This is a genomic window from Neisseria mucosa (genome assembly GCF_013267835.1).
Lineage (GTDB): Bacteria > Pseudomonadota > Gammaproteobacteria > Burkholderiales > Neisseriaceae > Neisseria.
This window is the reverse complement of sequence record NZ_CP053939.1, coordinates 952808-969678: the sequence shown is the minus strand read 5'-3', so window position 1 is coordinate 969678 and position 16871 is coordinate 952808. Positions and strand designations below refer to the sequence as shown.

Annotated in this window: 17 protein-coding genes; 9 read left to right on the top strand and 8 right to left on the bottom strand. The window is 50.1% G+C overall.

Annotated elements, in window-relative coordinates; genetic code table 11:
- Positions 1 to 189: 189 nt before the first annotated feature.
- On the bottom strand, positions 190 to 1362 hold the full coding sequence (locus FOC66_RS04545; RefSeq protein WP_003747088.1) for a sugar transporter: 1173 nt from the start codon (positions 1360 to 1362) through the stop codon (positions 190 to 192).
- Between the two features lie 144 nt (positions 1363 to 1506).
- Between FOC66_RS04545 and FOC66_RS04540 the strand changes: the two genes are divergently transcribed.
- From FOC66_RS04540 to FOC66_RS04515, 6 genes are all read left to right on the top strand, one after another.
- Positions 1507 to 1716 carry a heavy-metal-associated domain-containing protein gene (locus tag FOC66_RS04540; protein WP_003747085.1) on the top strand — a complete coding sequence of 70 codons (210 nt, stop codon included), beginning with the start codon at positions 1507 to 1509 and terminating at the stop codon, positions 1714 to 1716.
- Between the two features lie 155 nt (positions 1717 to 1871).
- On the top strand, positions 1872 to 4034 hold the full coding sequence (locus tag FOC66_RS04535) for a heavy metal translocating P-type ATPase (protein ID WP_003747083.1): 2163 nt from the start codon (positions 1872 to 1874) through the stop codon (positions 4032 to 4034).
- A 14-nt stretch (positions 4035 to 4048) separates the two neighbouring features.
- Positions 4049 to 4558: an SMI1/KNR4 family protein gene (locus FOC66_RS04530; RefSeq protein ID WP_003747081.1), complete on the top strand. Its 510-nt coding sequence runs from the start codon at positions 4049 to 4051 to the stop codon at positions 4556 to 4558.
- Positions 4559 to 4651: 93 nt separating this feature from the next.
- The gene (locus FOC66_RS04525; RefSeq protein ID WP_003747080.1) at positions 4652 to 4909 is read left to right on the top strand and encodes a thiol-activated cytolysin C-terminal domain-containing protein; all 258 of its coding nucleotides are present in this window, start codon (positions 4652 to 4654) and stop codon (positions 4907 to 4909) included.
- Between the two features lie 122 nt (positions 4910 to 5031).
- Positions 5032 to 5598, top strand: coding sequence for an SGNH/GDSL hydrolase family protein (locus tag FOC66_RS04520; protein ID WP_003747076.1), 567 nt, complete (start codon positions 5032 to 5034; stop codon positions 5596 to 5598).
- 116 nt (positions 5599 to 5714) lie between these two features.
- Entirely contained in the window at positions 5715 to 6065 is a 351-nt protein-coding gene (locus tag FOC66_RS04515; RefSeq protein ID WP_003747074.1) for a CsbD family protein, read from the top strand.
- 64 nt (positions 6066 to 6129) lie between these two features.
- On the opposite strand, the gene trpD is transcribed toward FOC66_RS04515, so the two are convergent.
- Both trpD and FOC66_RS04505 read right to left on the bottom strand, forming a co-directional pair.
- The gene (gene trpD / locus FOC66_RS04510) at positions 6130 to 7158 is read right to left on the bottom strand and encodes an anthranilate phosphoribosyltransferase (protein ID WP_003747072.1); all 1029 of its coding nucleotides are present in this window, start codon (positions 7156 to 7158) and stop codon (positions 6130 to 6132) included.
- Between the two features lie 88 nt (positions 7159 to 7246).
- Positions 7247 to 7837, bottom strand: a complete 591-nt coding sequence (locus FOC66_RS04505) for an aminodeoxychorismate/anthranilate synthase component II (protein ID WP_003683598.1) — start codon at positions 7835 to 7837, stop codon at positions 7247 to 7249.
- 175 nt (positions 7838 to 8012) lie between these two features.
- On the opposite strand from FOC66_RS04505, the gene FOC66_RS04500 reads away from it, so the two are divergent.
- The 3 genes from FOC66_RS04500 (at position 8013) to kdsA (ending at position 10933) form a co-directional block, all read left to right on the top strand.
- Positions 8013 to 9554: a YdgA family protein gene (locus FOC66_RS04500; RefSeq protein ID WP_003747070.1), complete on the top strand. Its 1542-nt coding sequence runs from the start codon at positions 8013 to 8015 to the stop codon at positions 9552 to 9554.
- A 78-nt stretch (positions 9555 to 9632) separates the two neighbouring features.
- Complete coding sequence (gene panD / locus FOC66_RS04495; protein WP_003678944.1) at positions 9633 to 10016, top strand: aspartate 1-decarboxylase; 384 nt, start codon at positions 9633 to 9635, stop codon at positions 10014 to 10016.
- A gap of 74 nt (positions 10017 to 10090) precedes the next feature.
- Positions 10091 to 10933: a 3-deoxy-8-phosphooctulonate synthase gene (kdsA, locus tag FOC66_RS04490; protein ID WP_003747068.1), complete on the top strand. Its 843-nt coding sequence runs from the start codon at positions 10091 to 10093 to the stop codon at positions 10931 to 10933.
- A 57-nt stretch (positions 10934 to 10990) separates the two neighbouring features.
- Here the strand turns inward: kdsA and mutL are convergent, their stop codons facing one another.
- The 5 genes from mutL to FOC66_RS04465 form a co-directional block, all read right to left on the bottom strand.
- Positions 10991 to 12967: a DNA mismatch repair endonuclease MutL gene (gene mutL, locus FOC66_RS04485; RefSeq protein WP_003747066.1), complete on the bottom strand. Its 1977-nt coding sequence runs from the start codon at positions 12965 to 12967 to the stop codon at positions 10991 to 10993.
- A gap of 36 nt (positions 12968 to 13003) precedes the next feature.
- Positions 13004 to 13486 carry a GNAT family N-acetyltransferase gene (locus tag FOC66_RS04480; protein WP_003747064.1) on the bottom strand — a complete coding sequence of 161 codons (483 nt, stop codon included), beginning with the start codon at positions 13484 to 13486 and terminating at the stop codon, positions 13004 to 13006.
- A gap of 72 nt (positions 13487 to 13558) precedes the next feature.
- Entirely contained in the window at positions 13559 to 14695 is a 1137-nt protein-coding gene (locus FOC66_RS04475; protein ID WP_003747061.1) for a 5-(carboxyamino)imidazole ribonucleotide synthase, read from the bottom strand.
- 82 nt (positions 14696 to 14777) lie between these two features.
- Positions 14778 to 15347 (bottom strand): RNA 2'-phosphotransferase, encoded by a 570-nt coding sequence (locus FOC66_RS04470; protein WP_003747060.1) that lies wholly within the window; start codon positions 15345 to 15347, stop codon positions 14778 to 14780.
- Positions 15348 to 15435: 88 nt separating this feature from the next.
- On the bottom strand, positions 15436 to 16869 hold the full coding sequence (locus FOC66_RS04465; protein ID WP_003747057.1) for a hypothetical protein: 1434 nt from the start codon (positions 16867 to 16869) through the stop codon (positions 15436 to 15438).
- Positions 16870 to 16871: the final 2 nt, after the last annotated feature.

The following is a 16871-nucleotide window of genomic DNA, read 5'->3' as shown; positions in this document are numbered from 1 at the left end:
TGTTCCTCTGAAGTTTGCTGGTTTTTCTTTTACGCTTGTGCCAGCCGTTTTCAGACGGCCTGACAGCGACAGTATATTTGTAATTTAATGTAGTGTAAATAAATTGTAAATTATTTTTTAAAATAAAATAAAAAACGGACAAGCAGCAGGAGGGCCGTTTGTCCGTCCGATTAGGAAAGTGATTGGATTTTAAACGTTTTGTGTCGGGTTGTCTTGTGCTTTAACCAGTAGGCTGCACACGGCCAAAGCGGCCGCAGCCAAGAGCGCGCCTGCAATGCCGATATTGGAAAGGCCGAACCAAGTGGTCACGTAATGCCCCAAAAGCGCACCGCCGCCGATACCGACATTGTACAAACCTGAATAAATCGAGTTGGCCACATCAGTTGCATCCGAGGCAAATGCCAAAACTTTCGATACCATGCCCAAACTGACGATGACGATGGCCACGCCCCAAATAAACACCAGCGCGTACACCGCATAAGGGAAAGAGGCAAACGGCAGAAGCAGCAGGGCGGAGAGCAGGATGACCGCCACTGCGCCGAGCATAAACAAACGTTGCGATTTGGCAAACCATTTGCCAAACAGATAAGAAGCGGCGAAGCCTGCCAAACCGTACAGGCTCAAAACGATGGTAACTTGTTCTGCCTTAAATCCGCCAACTTGCAACACAAAAGGCTCGATATAGCTGTATGCCGTGAAATGGGCTGTAATAATCAACACCGTCATGGCATAGAGCAGCACCAGGTTACGGCGTTTGAACAAACTCGGCAGGCTGCTTAAAGAGCCGGTATTTTGGCTGGGTAAAGCAGGCAGGTTTTTGGCCAACACCAGCATTACGCCGGCAGCGCAGACGCCGATCAGCAGGAAGCTGAGCTGCCAGCCGAAGTATTGCCCGACCACGCGCCCCAGCGGAATGCCCAACACCATCGCCAAAACCGTACCCGTACTGAGCAGGCCCAAAGCCTGATTGGTTTTGCCGGCGGGGGCAAGCCGTACCGCCAAAGAAGCCGTAATCGACCAAAAGACCGCATGTGTCAGCGCAATCCCGATACGGCTGACCAAGAGGATGTTGAAGTTCCAAGAAAAGAACGACAGCGCGTGAAACAGCGCAAACAGTGCAAACAGCATCAGCAATAATTTGCGCCGTTCGATGTTTTTCGTCATCAGCATCAGCGGCAGCGACAGCAACGCCACAATCCACGCATACACCGTAATCATCATGCCCACTTCCGTTGCCGCTTTGCCAAAGCTTTGACCGATGTCGCTCAAAAGCGCAATCGGAATGTATTCGGTGGTATTGAAAATAAACGCCCCCACCGCCAGTGCGCATACGCTAACCCATTGTTTGAATGTTGAAGTCATTATTATGTCCGTTTGATGAAGCAAAGGTCGTTATTGTACGCCTATCTGCATTTTTCAGACGGCCTTAATGAAGAATTTGCAAGCTGTTTGCGTAAGGAGTAAAGTGTTCGGCAACCATATTTGTGTGAATGAAAGGAAATACAAATGCAAACAGTTACCCTCAACATCGACGGCATGACCTGCGGCGGCTGCGTGAAAAGCGTAACCCGTCTTTTGGAAGGCGTAGAAGGTGTGGAAAAAGCAGAAGTCAGCCTGGAAAATAAAAATGCCGTGGTTACTTTCGATGAAAGCAAAACAGATGCCGACGCGCTGATTGATGCCGTAGAAGACGGCGGCTACGACGTGGCTTTGTAACCCAATTAGGCATAGCATTCTTGAACAAAGGCCGTCTGAACTGTTTCAGACGGCCTTTGTTTTTTGATAACTTACTTTTTGCCATTATGTCGTTTTCGTTTGATAATACATAAACACAAAAAACATGCGCCAAACAATCAATAGGAGGCTTTGCCATGCAACAAAAAGTCCGTTTCCAAATCGAAGGCATGACCTGTCAGGCCTGCGCTTCTCGTATTGAAAAAGTGTTGAACAAAAAAGATTTTGTCGAATCGGCAGGGGTGAACTTTGCCAGCGAGGAGGCGCAGGTGGTGTTTGACGACAGCCAAACCTCTGCCGCCGACATCGCCAAAATCATCGAGAAAACCGGCTACGGCGCGAAGGAAAAGACGGAAGACGCGCTGCCGCAGCCGGAAACGGAACACCATATCGGCTGGCGGCTGTGGCTGCTGTTCGCCATCAACGTCCCGTTCCTTATCGGCATGACAGGCATGATGATCGGTAGGCACGATTGGATGATTCCGCCGGTATGGCAGTTTGCGCTGGCAAGCGTGGTTCAACTTTGGCTGGCGGTGCCGTTTTACAAAAGCGCGTGGGCGAGTATTAAAGGCGGACTGGCGAATATGGACGTGCTCGTTACCATCGGCACGGTGTCGATTTACCTGTATTCCGTCTATATGTTGTTTTTCAGCCCGCACGCGGCGCACGGCATGGCGCATGTGTATTTTGAAGCGGGCGTGATGGTGATTGGTTTTGTGTCTCTGGGCAAATTTTTGGAACACCGCACTAAAAAATCCAGCCTGAACAGCTTGGGCCTGCTGCTGAAACTTACGCCGACCCAAGTCAACGTGCAACGCGATGGCGAATGGTGGCAACTACCCATCGACCAAGTACAAATCGGCGACCTAATCCGCGCCAACCACGGCGAACGCATTGCCGCCGACGGCATCATCGAGAGCGGCAGCGGTTGGGCGGATGAGAGCCATCTTACCGGCGAATCCAACCCCGAAGAGAAAAAAGCGGGCGGCAAAGTGTTGGCGGGTGCGTTGATGACCGAAGGCAGCGTGGTGTACCGCGCCACACAACTCGGCAGCCAAACCCTGCTTGGCGACATGATGAACGCGCTGTCCGAAGCGCAGGGCAGTAAAGCGCCGATTGCGCGCGTGGCAGACAAGGCGGCGGCGGTGTTTGTGCCTGCCGTCGTGGGCATCGCGCTTCTGACTTTTATCGCCACTTGGCTGGTAAAAGGCGATTGGACGGTTGCTCTGATGCACGCCGTTGCCGTTTTGGTAATTGCCTGCCCGTGCGCGCTCGGTCTGGCAACGCCCGCCGCGATTATGGTCGGCATGGGCAAAGCGGTGAAACACGGCATTTGGTTTAAAGATGCGGCGGCGATGGAGGAAGCCGCCCACGTCGATGCCGTCGTGCTGGACAAAACCGGCACGCTGACCGAAGGCAGGCCGCAGGTTGCCGCCGTCTATTACGTTCCCGACAGCGGCTTTGATGAAGACGCTTTGTACCGCATCGCCGCCGCCGTCGAACAAAACGCCGCCCACCCGCTCGCCCGCGCCATCGTTTCCGCCGCCCAAGCGCGCGGTTTGGACATTCCCGCCGCACAAAACGCGCAAACCGTTGTCGGCGCAGGCATTACCGCCGAAGTGGAAGGCGTGGGTTTGGTGAAAGCAGGCAAAGCCGAATTTTCCGAATTGACCTTACCGAAGTTTTCAGACGGCGTTTGGGACATTGCAAGCATTGTTGCAGTCTCGGTCGATAACAAACCTATCGGCGCATTCGCACTTGCCGATGCGTTGAAAGCCGATACCGCTGAAGCCATAGGCCGTCTGAAAAAACACAATATCGATGTCTATATTATGAGCGGCGATAACCAAGGCACGGTCGAATATGTCGCCAAACAACTGGGCATCGCACACGCCTTCGGCAATATGAGTCCGCGCGACAAAGCCGCCGAAGTGCAGAAACTCAAAGCTGCCGGCAAAACCGTAGCGATGGTCGGCGACGGCATCAACGACGCGCCCGCGCTCGCCGCCGCCAACGTCAGCTTCGCCATGAAAGGCGGCGCGGACGTTGCCGAACACACCGCGTCCGCCACGCTGATGCAGCATTCGGTCAACCAGCTCGCCGATGCCCTGCTGGTGTCGCAGGCGACGTTGAAAAACATCAAGCAAAACCTGTTTTTCGCCTTCTTCTACAATATCTTGGGCATCCCGCTTGCCGCGCTCGGCTTTCTAAACCCTGTTATCGCAGGCGCGGCAATGGCAGCAAGCTCGGTTTCCGTGTTGAGCAACGCCTTGCGCCTGAAACGGGTGAAGATTGAGTGATATGGAAAAATCGAATGGAAAATAAAGCATTGTGGTATCAGCCTTTTGAGTTTTATAGTAAAGAAAATCCAGCTACTGCAAGTGATATAGCCGCATTCCATGCTGCTCTGCCTGAGAGCGAACGGGCAGACTCATTACGGCTTCTTGAAATCCATGCTGATCAACTGAATGCCACAGGATTTTGTTTGCCAAAGCATTTTTTTATCCCAGATGAGCTGATGCAGCTTTGGCAGTATTCTGTAAACGGCGGTATCTTGGGGAATCAGCAGGATTTTGGTTATTTTTCACCTGCTGAAGTCGTATCATTTTATTTTATCTATCAGTTCTGGCATTACGCTCCTAATTTGATGCCAATCGCGTTCGATGGAGGAGGTGTGTTTTACTGCTATGATTTCAGACAACCCGACTTTCCTCCGCAGATTGTGATGAGCTCTTCAGGCAATCTCGGTGAAAGTAGTGATGAGCTTATCCCAGTTGGCAATACGTTGGCTGAAGTATTGGCTAAAGAGATAATGTTGGATTGAGTGTAATAATATTGAGGCCGTCTGAAACATTGTTTTTCAGACGGCCTTCAATCCATATTTTCTGATTTTGAGACCTACGCGGGAGTATGTTGTATGGACATGATGTTGTTTACCAATATTGTATTGATTGTTTTATGTATTTTTACCATGTTGCTGGTGTGGTCGCGCAACTGGAAACGCAAGCAGGCTTATTTTGAGAAAATCAAAAGCAATCCGGAAAACCTCAAGTGGGTTGGGCAGAATCTGACCGGTCAGGAATGGAAGGATTGGAAAGCCGTGAGTGACCGTTTTGGGCTGCCCATGTTGCAGGCCAAGCAATTAATTGATTTTTATAAAAACAGTCAGCGTTAATTTATGATTTAACGATAGAACTTGACTGAAGTTAAGGCCGTCTGAGATAGCACTCTTATAATAATATAAGTGATATTTCAGACGGCCTTGCTGTTGGTTCAAATAAAGGGAGGAGAACAAAAATGACCGTTTACTTAATCGGCGATTCCGTGCGGCTTGCTTCGGAGCCTTACACACGCGCCGCTTTGCCTGAGGCGGATATTGTTTCTCCATCGGAAAACTGCCGTTCGTCGCATGATGTATTAGAGCATATCGGGCAATGGATAGAGGGTGCGACTGCAAGAGACATTATCCACATCAACTGCGGTTTGCACGATATCCGCCACAATCAGGGCTGTAACGGGCCGGTGGCCGATATAGAAACCTACCGCAGCAACCTGATTCAAATTTTTGATTATTTGAAACAGACAGGGGCAAAAATTATTTGGGCGAGCAGTACGCCGTTTTTGGAAAGCGTACACAATATCGTCAAACCCTCGCGCCGCTATTTGGCCGACTTGAAGGCCTATAACCGTGTGGCGGAGGATTTGGCAAGGCAATATGGTTTTGCCGTCAATGATTTATACAGCCTGATGTTTGAGCAGGATTTGACCGATGTGATGCTGTGCGACGGGCTTCATTTCAATGAGTTCGGCAGTAAGATGATAGGCAAGGCAGTAGCCGAAGCGATATCGAAACAGATGGGCTAACTTGACGTAATCCATTTTTATTATGTTTTTAATATTGAGACAGACTTTAAGTTGCAACCCAATATCTTTTGGGATATAGTGATTACTCTTATCAACATGAAACTAAGAAGGAATAAATGATGACTGGCAAATTAGATCAAATCAGCGGTGAAGTAAAAGAGAAAGCCGGCGAAGTTCTTGACGATTCCAAACTCAAAGCTGAAGGCGTAGTTCAACAAGGCGTCGGTAAGACAAAAGAAGTTGCTGCGGATGCTAAAGAAAAAGCAGAAAACTTTGCAGGTGAAGCCAAAGAAAAAGCGGCGCACTTCGCAGGCGAGGCTAAAGAAAAAGTAGAAAACTTTGCAGGTGAAGCTAAAGAAAAAGCAGCTCATTTAGCCGGTGAAGCCAAAGAGAAAGTAGCACACTTGGCTGAAGAAGCCAAAGAAAAAGCTGAAGGCTTGATTAATGATATTAAAAGCAAATTTTAATATTTAAAGAATAAAAGGCCGTCTGAAAGATTTTTCAGACGGCCTTTGTTTATGGTTTTAAAGTTTAGGCAAACTGTTTGCCAAATTCGATAAACTCGTCTTTTTTGGCTTTGGCTTTGCCGGAGTCGATGGCTTCTTGCGCGGCTTTGACACCGTCCGCCAGCGATGCGACCACATTTCCTGCGTAGAGCGCGGCGGCTGCATTGAGGACGACGATGTCGCGTGCGGCACCGACTTTGCCATCCAGCACTTCGTTCATTTTTTGCAGGGATTCTTGCGCGTTTTCGACTTTGATTTCGTCCAAATTGCGGCGGATTTCCATGCCGAAATCGGCCGGGCTGATATCGTATTCGGTGATTTTGCCGTCTTTCAGTTCGGCAACGCGGGTTTTGCCGGTCAGCGTGATTTCATCCAAACCGCCTTCGCCGCACACAACCAAAACATGCTTGGAACCAAGCTGTTGCAATACGCGGGAAAGAATGCCGCACAAGTCGATGTGGAACACGCCCAAGAGTTGGTTTGCCGCGCCGGCAGGATTGGTCAGTGGGCCCAAGATATTGAAGATGCTGCGGAAGCCGAGCGAACGGCGGACTGGGGCAACATAGCGCATAGCGCTGTGGTGGTTGGGCGCGAACATAAAGCCGATGCCGGTTTGCTGAATGCTTTGGGCAACCTGTTCGGGGTTGAGATTGAGGTTGGCGCCCATTTGTTCCATGACATCGGCAGCGCCGCTGGATGAAGAAACGGAGCGGCCGCCGTGTTTGGCGACTTTCGCGCCTGCCGCAGCCGCGACAAACATGGAAGTTGTGGAAATATTGAAGGTTTTGGCACCGTCGCCGCCTGTACCGACAATATCGACCAAATCATCGGCATTTTCCAGCGGTACTTTGGTGGCAAATTCGCGCATTACGCTGGCTGCGGCGGTAATCTCGGAAACGGTTTCAACTTTAATCCGCAGGCCGGTCAGGATGGCGGCGATTTGCTCGGGCGGAACTTGGCCGCTCATGATTTGGCGCATGAGGTCGGTCATTTCATCGTAGAAAAGTTCGTTATTGCTGATGAGGCGTTCAATCGCTTGTTGAGGGGTAATCATGATTTTTCCTTTGTTTGTGTCCGATGTGATTCAGGCCGTCTGAAAATGCGGTTTGAACATTGTCAAATACCTTTCAGACGGCCTTTCATTAAGATTTTTGCGGACGATAGTCTTTGAATTCTTCCAAGAAGTTTTTCAGCATATCGTGGCCGTGTTCGGTCAGCAGGGCTTCGGGGTGGAACTGTACGCCTTCGACGGCATATTCTTTGTGGCGTACGCCCATGATTTCTCCGTCTTCCGTCCATGCGGTAATTTCGAGGCAGTCGGGCAGGGTGGCGCGGTCGATGGCCAGGCTGTGGTAGCGCGTGCAGTTGACTGGATTGGGCAGGTCTTTAAACATGCCTGTGCCGTGATGGAAAACAGGGGAGACTTTGCCGTGCATCATCGTTTGCGCGCGCACGACATTGCCGCCGAACGCTTCGCCCATGGTTTGATGGCCGAGACACACGCCCATGACGGGCAGCCTGCCGGCAAAGTGCTGCATGGCTGCAACAGAAATTCCTGCTTCTTTCGGGGAGCAAGGGCCGGGGCCGATGACCAGATATTGCGGTTTTAGGGCTTCGATTTCTTCGATGGTGATTTCATCGTTGCAGCGAACCAAAACTTCCTGCCCCAATTCGGCAAAGTATTGGACGATGTTGTAGGTGAAGCTGTCATAATTGTCGATAAATAAAAGCATTTGCAAACCTTTAATGACATTTTGGCAGATAGGGTAAGGCCTGCCAAAAGTGTAAAAATCGTTTATGTTTGCATAATATCACAATCTTTACTGAAAGGCCGTCTGAAACGGCGGATAAGACAAAACAGCTAAAAAATGCTATGCTTTACGCTTTGAACCTAATCTGTTTGAAGTGATGAAAAAGTATCTTATCCCGACTGCCGCCGTCGTTATCGCCGCTGCGCTCGGCACGCCTTACTATCTCGGTGTCAAAGCGGAAGAAAGCCTGACCGAGCAACAAAAGCTGTTGCAGGAGTCCGGTTTCCTGACCGTTGAATCCCACCAATACGATCGCGGCTGGTTCAGTTCAACCGAGACGACCGTCATCCGCCTCAAGCCGACCCTGCTTCAAAATACGCAAAAATACCTGCCGGACAATTTGAAAACCGTCCTGCAAGAGCCGATTACGGTCATCAACCACGTAACCCACGGCCCGTTTGCCGGCGGCTTCGGTACGCGCGCCCACGTGGAAACCGAGTTCCAATACCATCCGGAAACCAAAAAAGTTTTAGACCGCTTCTTCGGCCAGCAAATGCCGTTGACCATGACCAATACGGTTTACCTTTCCGGCGACGGCAAACTCAGCCTCAATATCCCCGCCTTCGATTATGAAGAGCTTTCCGGTATTAAGCTCAACTGGAAAGGCTTTAGCGGCAATACTGATTACAGCCAAGGCTTCAAAAGCTATCGCCACGATTACCTTGCGCCGTCTTTGCAAGTCAAATTGGCCGACAAAGGCGATGTGTCTTTGGAAAACCTGCGCTTCCAATCCGAAACGGAAGACGGCCTGACCAAACTTTCTTTGGGCAAGAGCAGCATTACGCTGGATAAATTCCTGCTGCAATGGAAAGAAAACATCGATTACAACGTTAAGTTGAACGAGTTGGTCAACCTTGTGACTAACCTGCAAATCGGTGCATTCATCAATCCGACCGGCACGATTGCTCCGTCTAAAATCGAAGTCAACAAACTGCGTTTCGATACCCAGACCGGCGCAGTCGATAAATTCATCAACAGCGAAGGCCGCTTCCAATTTGAAAGCCTGACCTATGGCGAAGACAAATACGGCCCTCTGGACATCAATGTTGCCGCCGAGCATTTGGACGCCGCATCACTTTTGGCGTTGAAAAACAAAATTGCCGAAGTGTCCGTGAAGAAAATGAGCGAAGAAGAAATTCAGGCTTCTTTGCTTCAGACGGCCAAAAACGAGGCTTCGGGCCTGTTTACCAACAATCCGGTTTTAAACATCAAAACCTTCAAATTTACCATGCCTAATGGTGATGTCGATGTCAGCGGCAAGCTTGCCTTTAAAGGTTTGACAGCCAAAGACCTCAACAGCCTGGGCGATATGCTGAAGAAAACCGAAGCCGACTTCAACATGAGCGTACCGCAAAAATTGTTGGAGCAGCTCGCCGTCAACCAAGTAAGCAGCCTGTTTAGCGTCAATGCCGAAGATGAAGCCGCAGGCCGCGCCAGCATCGACGATATCAACGAGACCTTGCGCCTGATGGTAGACAGCACCATTAAAAGCATGGCAAGAGAAAAATATTTGACCTTAGAAGACGATAATGTCAAAACCCATCTGACTCTGCAAAACAGCGAGTTGAAATTAAACGGAAAAGTCCTTCAAAGCGACCCGGAACCCGAGTTTGACGAATCAGACTTTCCCAATAACTAATCCTCAATCACACAAACAGCGGTTTTAGCTTCACTGAAGTTAAAACCGCAAATCAACCCACAATCAAAAAGGAAACCCATGTTCCGTACCATGCTCGGCGGCAAAATCCACCGTGCCACCGTTACCGAAGCTGACCTCAACTACGTCGGCAGCATTACCGTTGACCAAGACCTGTTGGATGCGGCAGGTATTTGCGTGAACGAAAAAGTCGCTATCGTCAACAATAACAACGGCGAACGCCTTGAAACCTACACCATCCCCGGCGAACGCGGCAGCGGCGTCGTTTGCCTCAATGGCGCGGCCGCGCGTTTGGTTCAAAAAGGCGACATCGTGATTATCATGTCTTACGTCATGTTGTCCGAACCCGAAATTGCAGCGCATGAGCCGAAAGTCGTCCTCGTCGATGAGAACAATAAAATCCGCGACGTGATTTCTTATGAGCCGCCGCACACCGTGTTGTAATATTCAAACAAAGGCCGTCTGAAACGTTTCAGACGGCCTGTTTCCCAAATTCAACTTATCTGAAAGGCTTTGCCGTGAATATCCAAATCAACAACATCACCGTCAGCAACGATGCGCCCTTTACCCTTTTCGGCGGCATCAATGTCCTTGAAGACCTCGACTCTACGCTGAAAGCCTGTGAGCAATACGTTAAAGTAACCGATAAACTCGGCATCCCTTACGTGTTCAAAGCCTCTTTCGACAAGGCAAACCGCTCTTCCATCCACTCTTTCCGCGGTGTGGGTTTGGATGAAGGCATGAAGATTTTTCAAGCGGTGAAGCGCGAGTTTAACGTTCCCGTGATTACCGACGTTCACGAGCCTTACCAATGCCAACCGGTTGCCGAAGTCTGCGATGTCATTCAGTTGCCTGCCTTCTTGGCACGCCAAACTGATTTGGTGGTGGCAATGGCGAAAACCGGTAATGTCATCAACATCAAAAAGCCGCAATTCCTCAGCCCGTCTCAAATGAAAAACATCGTCGAGAAATTCCAAGAAGCAGGCAACGAGCAAATCATTTTGTGCGAACGCGGCGCAAACTTCGGCTACGACAACTTGGTGGTCGATATGCTCGGCTTTGGCGTGATGAAAAAAACGTGTCACAACCTGCCGGTTATTTTTGACGTAACCCATTCCCTGCAAACGCGCGAATCCGGTGCCGCAGCATCAGGCGGCCGGCGCGCCCAAGTATTGGACTTGGCGCTTGCCGGCATGGCAACCCGATTGGCCGGTTTGTTCCTCGAATCCCATGCCAATCCCGACCAAGCCAAATGCGATGGCCCAAGCGCATTGCCGCTTGCCCAATTGGAAGACTTCCTGACCCGTGTTAAAGCAATCGATGAAACCGTGAAATCGTTTGCACCTATGGATATTCGTTAAGGGTCAATCAATTAAAAGGCCGTCTGAAAGCAGTTTCAGACGGCCTTTTTATCGGCGTTACTGTCCGCGTAAAAACAACGCATCCAATTCTTTTAAAGTCAGTTTGACCCATGTCGGACGGCCATGGTTACATTGGTTGCTGCGCGGCGTATTTTCCATATCGCGCAGGAGCGCATTCATTTCCGGCAGGGTAAGTTGGCGGCCGGCGCGGACGGAACCGTGGCAGGACATGGTGGCAAGGATGTGGTTTTCGTGTTCTTCGATGGTTTGGCTGCTGCCGACTTGGGCGAGTTCGCCCAATACGTCTTTGGCCAGTGAAACGACGTCGGCTTTGCCGAGCATGGCGGGGACGGCGCGGACGGCAAGGGTATTGCCGCCCATGTCGGACAGTTCCAGCCCGAAGCCTGCCAGTGCTTCGGCATGATCGGCGAGGGCGGCGCATTCTTCGTGGGACGCGGCAAAGGTTACGGGAATAAGCAGGCGCTGGCTTTGCAGGTTGCCGTTTTCCTGACGTTGGCGTTTCATTTTCTCGTAGTTGACGCGTTCGGCAGCGGCGTGCATATCGATGAGCAACAGGCTGTCTTCGGCTTGGGCAAGGATGTAGATGCCTAATAATTGGGCAATGGCAAAGCCGAGCGGCGGCAGTTCGGATTGTGATGGAAGACCATCTGAAAGCGGCGTATCTGTTTTTTGGGTAGGCATTTCAGACGGCATATTGCCGAAACGTGCCTGCTCGAATTGGCTCAACTCAAGGTCAATGTCGTCGGTTTTTTTGTAGAGTTCGGCATAAGTATTCATGGCCGCGCGGCTTTCGCGCAGGGACAGGCTGCGTTGTTGCGGCGCGCGTGCGGCTTGGTAAGGCATAGGCGCGGTTTTACCTGATGAACCAAAGGCATTGCGTGTGTCGGATTTGTTGCCTGTCGGGTAGTTGGATACGTCATCAAACAGATTTTCGCTGTTGTTTTCAGACGGCATTGGTGCAGGCGTAACGCCGGTAATGTCATGCAACACTTCGCCTGCGTTGCTAACGCTTTCGGTCAAGTCGGCACGCGTGTCGGCAAGGGCTTTGTTGAGTGTGTGGAACACGAGTTGGTGTACTTGCTGGCTGTCGCGGAAGCGGATTTCGGTTTTGGTCGGGTGGACGTTGACATCCACGGCTTCGGGCGGCAGGTCGAGAAAGAGGACGAAAGCAGGCGTCAGCGCGTTGTGCAATACATCGCGGTATGCCTGCTTGACGGCATGGAGCATGACTTTGTCGCGGACAAAACGATGGTTGACGAAGCAGTATTGTTTGTCGGTTTTGCCTTTGGCAAAGGTCGGCTTGGCAATCGCGCCATAGAGCCGCAATGCGCCATTGCCGCTGTCAATTTCCAACGAGGCCGTCTGAAAATCATCGCCGACAATGGCGGCTATGCGTTCGTGCAGGCTTTGTGCAGGAAGTTTGAACACTGGTTTGCCGTCGCGTTTAAGTGAGAATGCAATGTGCGGATGCGCCAGTGCGAGGCGTTCGAGCATGGTGGCGCAGTGGGCGTATTCGGTGTTTTCGGATTTGAGGAACTTGCGCCGCGCGGGGGTGTTGAAGAAGAGTTCGGCAGCTTCGATGGTGGTGCCGACGGGGTGGGCGGCGGCGGTGGGGCTGCTGAGTTTGCCGTCTTCGGCTTTAACTTGGGTTGCGTGCGCGCTGCCGTCTTGACGGCTGGTCAGGGTCAGGCGGCTGACGGAGGCGATACTGGCCAAGCCTTCGCCGCGAAAGCCCATGCTGGCAACGTGTTCCAAATCGTTTAAGGTTTTGATTTTGCTGGTGGCGTGGCGGTGGAGCGCAAGCTCGATGTCGTCCGGATGGATACCGCTGCCGTTGTCGCTGACGCGAATCAGGCGGATGCCGCCGCCTGCCAGCTCGACATCAATCGCTGTCGCGCCTGCATCGATACTGTTTTCAACAATTTCTTTCAAGGCGTTGGCAGGGCGTTCGACCACTTCGCCGGCGGCGATTTGGTTAACAAGATGGTCGGGCAGGGCGGCAATTCGGGACATCGGTTTCTTTCAAAAAAGCAATAGCGGAAGGGGAAATTACAGGTATTTGCGCATCAATTCGCATTCGACGCGGACGGTTTTGTTCAGCTGCAATACGGCAGTACCGAGCGATTCATAACGGTTGAGCCGATAGAAAGGCACGGAATTGAGCGAGGCATACAGTTTGAGAAAGCTGAGGCCTGCATTTCGGGCCATTTCTTCGGCGCGGCTGAGCAGGGCCGTACCCAAGCCGAGATTGTGGAAGAGCGGATGGACGTATAAGGCGTCCAGTTGCGCTTCTTTGAAATCGACTTGGAAGAAGCCTTGAATCAGCCCCTTGTATTCGACCACCCACAAGGCTTTGTTTTTATCGGAGATGGTTTCCAAATAGCTGTTGATGTCGAGCAGACTTTCCCACGCGTGCATAATGGTTTCGTCGTAACTGCGGATGCAGGCGTATTGAACGGCATGTAGATGGGCATTGTGTATGGCTTGGCAGTCTTTTTCGGTTGCCGGACGGAGGATGGTCAGAAGGCTCATGGCGGATGGTCGGAAAAATTGATTTCAGACGGCCTTTGGCAATCAAAGGCCGTCTGAAAAAAGTGGGTAAGGTTACAGGCTTTGATGCAAGGTTTGTGCGGTTTGGAACGCGTTGTCCGCATCGTTGGCCAAAACGGTGAAGTGGCCCATTTTTCGGCCTTTGCGCGCGGTTTTTTTACCGTAAAGATGCAGATGTGCGTTCGGGTTGCTTTGCAGCGGCAGCCATTCGGGTTCGCCGCCGTCTTCTTTCCAAACGTCGCCCAAAATATTCGCCATACAGCAAGAACTCAGCAATTTAGTGTCAGCCGGAGGCAGGTTGCACATCAGGCGGACCTGTTGCTGGAATTGGTCCGCCGCGCAGGCGTCGATGGTATGGTGGCCGGAATTGTGCGGACGCGGTGCGATTTCGTTAACGACCAATTCATGTGTATCGCCGACAACAAACATTTCTACCGCCAATACGCCGACGTAGTTCAATTCATCAGCCAAACGCTGCGCCATCTGCCGCGCCTGTTGCTGAATGTCGGCACTCAGTCGGGCTGGGACGATGGAGTAGGCGAGGATGCCGTTTTCGTGAATGTTTTCGGCAGGGTCGAAAGTTTGCACGTTGTCATTGTTCAGACGGCATACGATAACGGAAATCTCGCCGCGCAAATCCACCATTTTTTCCAAAACGCAATCCACGCCGCCGTGTTCGGCAAATGCAGCTTTGAGTTCGTCCACCGTTTTGACGCGGATTTGGCCTTTGCCGTCATAGCCCAGAGTAGCCGTTTTCAGGATGCCGGGCAGAAATTGTACGCTTTCTTCAGTGATGTCTTCGGCTTTGCAAACTGCTTGATACGGCGCGGTTTGCAGGCCTGCTTTGCGTATCCATGCCTTTTCCTGAATGCGGTTTTGCGCGATGGTAACGCAGTCGCCGCTGGGGGAAACATTGGTGTGTTTGGCGAGAAAACGCATCGCATCGGCATTGACGTTTTCAAACTCGGTCGTAACCGCCGCACATTTTGCCAATTCTTCCAAAGCGGCCGAATCATCAAACGGCGCGCACAAATGGCGGTCGGCAAATTCCGCTGCCGGCGCGTTCGGGTCGGGATCGAGTACGGTTACTTTGTAGCCCATGGTTTTGGCAGCAACAGTAAACATTCTGCCTAATTGTCCGCCGCCGAGGATGCCGAGCATGGCGGGAGGGAGGATGGGGGATGTGTTCATGGATAATCGCTTTATGAATAAATTGGGTAGGGTGTTTGCAGGCCGTCTGAACATGGTTTACGGCTTCAGACGGCCTGATGTTTTAAAGTTTGCCGATAAATTGCGGCGGAACGTTTTCAGTTAACCATACGCCGTTGTCCGCCAGATAAAATTGATGTCCTGCCGCAAGCATGGCGACAGTGTCGATGGTCAATACAACCGGCTTGCCGTGTCGGGAACCGACGTTGACGGCTGTTGCGGCATCGGCAGAAAGATGGACAAAATGGCGCGAGGCAGAATGCAGGCCTTGCTCCAAAATAGACGGAACAGAGCGCTCAGCCGTACCGTGATACAAAATCTGAGGAGGCGTCGCTACTTTGTGTTCTACTTGAACTTGTGCCGTCGAATGACCTTGCGCCGCGCGGATGCGTTTGCCATCCTCAGAAAGGGTAAACCGTTTTTTATCGTTGTTTTCGACCACTTCCAACAATATTTCGTAGGTCAGCGGATTGCCCGTAAAGCCGCGCTCGGGATGGTTTACCTGCGTTAGTAGGGTATCAATATCCACCCAGCCGTCTTTATCCAAAGTAATACCGATTTGCTCGGGATGATGACGCAAGATAAAGCTGAGGAATTTGCTGATGGATTTTAGTTGTTTTTCGTTTAGTATCATTATGCCCATTTTAGACTGATATAGTTTAGAAGATCAGTTATAGTAGCCTAAAAATTTCTAGAGATTATAGGCTTTACTTTTGACAGTATTAACGAACTATTCCCATACTTTGTGAATGATTCATCTGTTTTTCCATTTCACGTTGTTCAGCTTCTAACTGAAAGTTTTGTTCAGTTTTCAGTATATCTTTAAAACTTTCTCTAGAATCAATGTTCATTGCTTCATTGACATCAACTTTAGCGATTCGGAGAAAAGCATTATCCTTATGCATGACGCCTAGACAGTTATCTTTTGTGATGTTGAATGCCATAATTTCAGGGAGTTTTTTAGCATAGGCTTCAGCAGTTAAGGCCGCAATACCGTTCTGAATACTGTCTTCTGAATAAGGCAGATGATGTTTTTTTATAAATTCAGTAAATTTGTCTGTAATTTGCGCGTGGAGTTTTTGCGCCTGCTCTGGCATATTTTTGAGAGAATAAGGATGGTTCTGTTCTTCGGTTTCAGATTTAGGGTTAGTAATTGGAACATGTTCGAATTGATTTTCACCATTGATGGTATGGTCAAAATATTGCCTTGTGTCAGGGCTAGTTTTATCATAATAGGCTTCTCGGCGCTTTGCTTTACCCAAGTCTAAACCGTTGCGTTCGATTAAGTACTCATCTAGTCCCAAACCCTTCATATCGATAATCAGTTTGGCATCAGGGTTGTGAGCATAATGTTGGCGTACGATATAGCTGATAGGACCAGTTGCGTAGCTATTGCGGTAATCAGAGTCACCATGTTTCCCTAGGTGGGTCTGGTCTGGTAAGCGATCGAAATAGGTTTTGGCGAGGATTTCATGCTGGCTGTCGGAGATGGTCATGTCAGCATTAAACTTTAAACCAGCTGTTGGGGTGATTTTCCCTTGTGGGTCATTATTTAAATAGAGGTAATATTGTTTCTCATCTAAGAAAAAATGCTCATAGCCGAAACCCTCTTTTATAATTTCTTGTAGGCTGAGATTGGTTTTGCCTTGCTGTTTTTGCTCATAGCTGGTGACTGCGTTCCAGCCTGCAATCATTGCTAATGCTTCATTTTTGCGTTCAGTATCTAGCCATAATTTCAAAGGGTGAGTATAGTCTTTCTGTTTGACATCACTTGCTGCTATCTGTCGAACTTCATCAATTACGTGTTTTTCTGTTTCCTTACGACCTTGTTCGTAGTGGTAAAAGCCGTGTTGAATCTCATGACCGAGTACAAAAATAAAAGATTTTTGTTCTTCTGGGGTTTTCAGTTGTTGCAAGTTGATCGAAATTTCTTTTGTTGTTGAGGTATAGCTGGCTCTGGAATTAGGATCTTGGTTAACTGACAGTTTCTCTAAGTAACCTTTTTCTACTGCCGTATTAAGTCTTTCGTTTAATACGGGTGAAGCTGTTACTGCTTCCAGCAGATTGTGGTATTCAATCGAATTTTTGCCGTTTGGTAGAGAGTCTTGGGTAAAGTTGTCTAAAATAGTTTGTAGCTTAGGATTGATTTGGTTCATTT